Source organism: Mycobacterium sp. TH-M15 (assembly GCF_057473705.1).
Window position 1 is genome coordinate 1 of the sequence record NZ_JBYCLB010000703.1, and the last position, 5645, is coordinate 5645.

A 5645-nucleotide genomic window follows, 5' to 3' on the forward strand; every position below is an offset into this window, starting at 1 on the left:
CCCGCTGCGCCCGGCTTCGCCGCGCTGGCGATCGCCGCTGGGTCGATGGCGGCGACCCGCTGCGCCCGGCTTCGCCGCGCTGGCGATCGCCGCTAGACTTCCGGTGGACCCCGCGCGGCGTCCATCCTGTGAACTCCCCCAGGGCCGGAAGGCAGCAAGGGTCAATGGGCTCTGGCGGGTGCGCGGGGTCCCCTCATGTCGAGCCTTCGACGGTGAAAGGCACACGGTGTCCCTGCAAACGCTCAACCGCGCCGGCCTGGTTGCTCAGCACGAGCACTACCAGCGGGAATACGCGGAGTTGCAGGCCAAGAAACTCTCCCTGGACCTCACCCGCGGCAAGCCGGCCGCCGAGCAACTCGACCTGTCCAACGCGCTCTTGCGCCTCCCCGGCAGCGACGACTACCGCGACGACGACGGCACCGACGTCCGCAACTACGGCGGCCTGCACGGTCTGCCGGAGCTGCGGGCGATCTTCGGCGAGCTACTCGGCATCCCCGTGCCGAACTTGATCGCCGGAAACAACGCCAGCCTGGAGTTCATGCACGACGCGGTGGTGTTTTCGCTGCTGCACGGTGGGGTGGACTCGCCGCGGCCCTGGGGCCAGGAACCGGACGGGGTCAAATTCCTCTGCCCGGTGCCCGGCTACGACCGACACTTTGCGATCACCGAGACCGTGGGCATCGAGATGATCCCGGTTCCGATGCGCGAAGACGGCCCGGACGTCGACCTGATCGAGGAACTCGTGGCCGTCGACCCCGCGATCCGGGGCATGTGGGCCGTGCCGGTGTTCGCCAACCCGACCGGTGTCACCTACTCCTGGGACACCGCACGCCGACTGGTGCAGATGAAGACCGCGGCCCCCGATTTCCGACTGTTCTGGGACAACGCCTACGCGGTGCACACCCTGACGTTGGACTTCCCCCGCCAGGTCGACGTGCTGGGGCTGGCCGCGGCCGCCGGGAACCCGAATCGGCCGTACGTGTTCGCGTCCACGTCGAAGATCACCTACGCCGGCGCCGGGGTGAGTTTCTTCGGCGGATCGTTGGCCAACATCGCCTGGTATCTGCAGTACGCCGGTAAGCGGTCGATCGGCCCGGACAAGCTGAACCAGCTGCGCCACCTGCGGTTCTTCGGCGACGCCGACGGGGTGCGACTGCACATGCTTCGGCACCGGCTGATCCTCGCGCCGAAGTTCGCGCTGGTCGCCGAGGTCCTGGACGAGCGGCTCAGCGCCGCCAAGATCGCGTCCTGGAGCGATCCCAAGGGGGGCTACTTCGTCAGCCTGGACGTGCTGCCCGGGACCGCGCGGCGCACCGTCGCCCTGGCGAAGGAGGCCGGGATCGCGCTGACCGAAGCCGGGGCGTCGTTTCCGTACCGCAAGGATCCCGACGACAAGAACATCCGGATCGCCCCGACGTTCGCGTCGCTTCCGGAGCTGCGTGACGCCGTCGACGGCCTGGCCACCTGCGCGCTGCTGGCGGCGGCCGAGTCCCTGCTGGGCTGAGCGCTCGCCCAGCCGAGCGGTAGTCGCACCGAGCGGATAGCCTGCTGACTGTGGCCCTCTACCGCAAATACCGACCGGCGATGTTCGCCGAGGTGGTGGGCCAGGAACACGTCACCGAGCCGCTGTGCACCGCCCTGACGGCCGGCCGGATCAACCACGCCTACCTGTTCTCCGGACCGCGTGGCTGCGGCAAGACGTCGTCTGCTCGCATCCTGGCACGGTCGCTGAACTGCGCACAAGGGCCCACGCCCACCCCGTGCGGGGTCTGCGAGTCGTGCATGGCGCTGGCACCCAACGGGGCGGGCAGCATCGACGTGATCGAACTCGACGCCGCCAGTCACGGCGGGGTCGACGACACCCGCGAGCTACGCGACCGCGCGTTCTACGCCCCCGCCCAGTCGCGCTATCGGGTCTTCATCATCGACGAGGCGCACATGGTGACCACCGCCGGCTTCAACGCACTACTCAAGATCGTCGAGGAGCCACCCGACCACCTCATCTTCGTCTTTGCCACCACCGAGCCGGAGAAGGTGCTGCCGACCATCCGATCGCGCACCCACCACTACCCGTTCCGGCTGCTGTCGCCGCGGACCATGCGCGGCTTGATCGGGCGGATCTGCGAGCAGGAGAACGTCGTCGTTGACGACGCGGTCTACCCCCTGGTCATCCGCGCCGGCGGTGGCTCACCCCGCGACACGTTGTCGGTGCTCGACCAGCTGCTGGCCGGCTCGGAGGTGGACGCGGGCGGCTCGGGCGCCAGTCACATCCGCTATCAGCGGGCGTTGGGCTTGCTCGGCGCCACCGACGTGGCGCTGATCGACGACGCGGTCGATGCGCTGGCCGCCGGGGACGCCGCGTCGCTGTTCGGCGCGGTCGAGGCGGTGGTGGACGCCGGCCACGATCCGCGCCGGTTCGCCGTGGACCTGCTGGAGCGGTTCCGGGATCTGATCGTGCTGCAGGCGGTTCCCGACGCCGCGGTCACCGGCGTGGTCGACGCCCCGGAAGACGTGCTCGACCGGATGCGCGAACAGGCCACCCGGATCGGGCCGGCAACGCTGACCCGCTATGCGGAGGTGGTGCACGCCGGGCTCGGCGAGATGCGTGGCGCGACGGCACCCCGGCTGCTGCTGGAGGTGGTCTGCGCCCGGCTGCTGTTGCCGTCGGCCAGCGACGCCGAATCCGGGCTGCTGCACCGGGTGGAACGGATCGAAAACCGGCTGGACATGTCGATCCCGGCCCGGGAGGACACCGCGCCGCCACCGACGACCAGGGCGTATGTCCGCCGATCCCAAACACTCGACGGGCAGTCGGATACCGCGCCCGCCACCGCGCCGGAGCCACCGCGGTCGACACCGGCGCCGGAGCCGAAGCGCGAGCCGCCGCCCGCGCAGCCAGAGCCGGCGGCCGGGCCGCCGCCGGAGCCGCCCATTGCCGCACCCACCCCGGCCGCGCCCCCATCCACCGGTCAGCCGGATGCCGCAGCGGTGCGGGCGATGTGGTCGACGGTGCGGGACAAGGTGCGGCAGCGCAGCAGAACCACCGAGGTGATGCTGGCCGGTGCCACCGTGCGGGCGGTGGAGGGGGACACACTGGTCCTCAGCCACGAGTCGGCGCCGCTGGCCAAACGACTCTGCGAGCAACGCAACACCGACGTGATCGTCGACGCGCTCAAGGACGCGCTCGGGGTGAACTGGCGGGTGCGCTGCGAGGCGGGTACGCCGACCGATCCCGCCTCGAACCCGCCTACTGCGGCGCGCGATTCGTCCAGCAGAACCGACGAGGAGGAGATGCTGGCCGAGGCCGACGCCGAACACGGCGACGTACCGGCTCCGCGCCGCGACGTCGAGGAGGCCGCCCTGGAACTGCTGCAGAACGAGCTGGGCGCGCGTCCGATCGAGAAAGGCTGACCATGGCGGAGACGACAACCTGCGCGATCGTCGGGGGCGGCCCGGCTGGGATGTTCCTCGGCCTGCTGCTCGCACGGGCCGGCGTCGACGTCACCGTCCTGGAGAAACACGGCGACTTTCTGCGTGACTTCCGCGGCGACACCGTGCACCCGACCACGCTGCGGCTCCTCGACGAGCTGGGGTTGTGGGATCGCTTTGCGACGTTGCCGTACAGCGAGGTGCACCGGGCGGCGTTCGAGTCCGACGGCCGGGCGGTGACCCTGGTCGATTTCGGGCGGTTGCGGCGACAGCCGCACAAGTTGGTCGCGATGGTGCCGCAGTGGGACCTGCTTGATCTGCTCGCCGACGTCGCCCAGGCCGAGCCGACGTTCACCCTGCGGATGCGCAGCGAGGTGACCGGGCTGCTGACCGAGGGCGACCGGGTGACCGGCGTGCGCTACCAAAGCCCCGACGGACCGGGTGCGCTGCGCGCCGAGCTGACCGTCGCCTGTGACGGCCGGACCTCGACCGTCCGGGGCGAAGCCGGTTTGACCGGGCGTCAATTCCCGGTCGACTTCGACGTGCTCTGGTTTCGGCTGCCCCGCAACGACGCCGCCGGATCCGCCCTGGTGCCTCGCATCGGTCCCGGTCGGGCCGGCATCCTGATCCCGCGACAGGGTTATTTCCAGGTCGCCTACCTGATCGCCAAGGGCACCGAACCGCGACTGCGGGAGCGCGGCATCGACGCTTTCCGCGGGGATGTCGCCGAACTGATCCCGGACGCCGCCGACGAGGTAGCCGCGCTGACATCGATGGACGACGTCAAGCACCTCGACGTCCGGGTGGACCGGTTGCACCGCTGGCACAAAGACGGTCTGTTGTGCATCGGTGATGCCGCGCACGCGATGTCCCCGGTGGGCGGCGTCGGCATCAATCTGGCAGTGCAGGACGCCGTCGCGGCCGCGACACTGCTGGCCGAGCCGCTGCGCCGACAGCGGGTGACCGCTGCGGACCTGGCCGCCGTCCGCCGTCGCCGGTTGGCGCCCACCGTGGTGACCCAGTCGGTGCAGCGGCTACTCCATAGAATCCTGCGCTCGATCCTGCGCGGCGCCAACGTCACCCCGCCGGATGCGCTGCTCACCGTGATCCAACGGCTGCCGTGGCTGACCGGCCTACCCGCCTACTTCGTCGGCGTCGGCGTCCGACCGGAACACGCCCCGGGATTCGCTCGTCGTTAGGTCCGCCACCACGGTCGCAGCGGCAACCCGCAGTCACCGCCCCGGTCGTCGAGCTTGACCGCCAGCACCTGGTGCAACTGAATCGCGCTGTACTCGAAACCCAGCCGCGAACCGGCCATGTACAGACCCCACACCTTGGCGGTCGCCAGGCCCACCTCGGCGACCGCTTCGTCCCAGTGCGCCACCAGGTTCGCACACCAGTCGCGCAGCGTCATCTGGTAGTGGTGCCGGATGTTCTCCTCGTGCAGCACCTCCAGTCCGGCGTCCTGGATCTCGGTGATGATCCGCCCGGAGCCGGTCAGCTCGCCGTCCGGGAAGACGTACCGGTCGATGAAGCCGCCGGCGGTGAAGCCGGACTTGTTGTCCTGCCGGGTGATGCAATGGTTGAGCAGCAGGCCACCGGTGCGCAGCTTAGCTTTCAGGAAATCGAAGTAGGTCGGGTAATTGCCGACGCCGATGTGCTCGGTCAGGCCGATTGACGACACGGCGTCGAACCCGGTCTCCGAAACGTCCCGGTAGTCGCAGTGCCGGACCTCGGCCAGGTCGGCCAGTCCCTCCGCTTCGATCGCCCGCTGGGCCCACTTCGCCTGTTCGGCGGAGAGCGTCGCTCCCACTACCCGAACACCCTGGCGGGCGGCGTAGCGGACCATGCCGCCCCAACCGCAGCCGTCGTCGAGGAGGCGGTCGCCCGGCTGCAGCCGCTGCTTCTCGAAGATCAGGCGGTATTTGTTCTCCTGCGCCTCCTGCAGTGTCGCGTCGACGGTCGGATAGACCGCGCAGGTGTATGTCATCGACGGCCCGAGCACCCACTCGTAGAAGGTGTTGGAGACGTCGTAGTGGTGGTGGATGGCCTCGGCGTCGCGAGACTTGCTGTGCCGGAGTCCTTCGGCGACCCGGCGCCACCGGGGCAGCGCTTCCTGCGGCGGTGGCGCGATCGGCAGCATGTGCTCCACACCGATCGAACGGATGATGTTGGCCATCACCCGCGCCGGCGGCCGTTTGAAGTCCAGCTTGTCG

General features: G+C 69.8%; 4 protein-coding genes and 1 other RNA gene. 4 read left to right on the plus strand and 1 reads right to left on the minus strand.

Going from position 1 to position 5645, the window contains the following annotated elements; all coding sequences use genetic code 11:
- Nucleotides 1-102: 102 nt before the first annotated feature.
- The 4 genes from ffs (at nt 103) to AC2VNT_RS17300 (ending at nt 4628) form a co-directional block, all read left to right on the plus strand.
- Nucleotides 103-197: signal recognition particle sRNA small type (gene ffs, locus AC2VNT_RS17285), an RNA gene on the plus strand.
- A 35-nt stretch (nt 198-232) separates the two neighbouring features.
- The gene (locus AC2VNT_RS17290; protein WP_486948023.1) at nt 233-1504 is read left to right on the plus strand and encodes an aspartate aminotransferase type Ic; all 1272 of its coding nucleotides are present in this window, start codon (nt 233-235) and stop codon (nt 1502-1504) included.
- Between the two features lie 50 nt (nt 1505-1554).
- Nucleotides 1555-3411, plus strand: coding sequence for a DNA polymerase III subunits gamma/tau (locus AC2VNT_RS17295; protein ID WP_486948020.1), 1857 nt, complete (start codon nt 1555-1557; stop codon nt 3409-3411).
- Between the two features lie 2 nt (nt 3412-3413).
- Nucleotides 3414-4628 (plus strand): FAD-dependent oxidoreductase, encoded by a 1215-nt coding sequence (locus AC2VNT_RS17300; RefSeq protein WP_486948021.1) that lies wholly within the window; start codon nt 3414-3416, stop codon nt 4626-4628.
- Here AC2VNT_RS17300 and AC2VNT_RS17305 read toward each other — a convergent pair.
- Nucleotides 4625-5645 (minus strand): class I SAM-dependent methyltransferase (locus tag AC2VNT_RS17305; protein ID WP_486948022.1); only part of this gene is annotated, 1021 nt, incomplete at its 5' end. The two genes, AC2VNT_RS17300 and AC2VNT_RS17305, sit on opposite strands and share 4 nt — an antisense overlap.

Coding starts and splice junctions, on each gene's coding strand:
- AC2VNT_RS17300 (WP_486948021.1), top strand. CDS start 3,414: ATGGCGGAGACGACAACCTGCGCGATCGTCGGGGGCGGCCCGGCTGGG.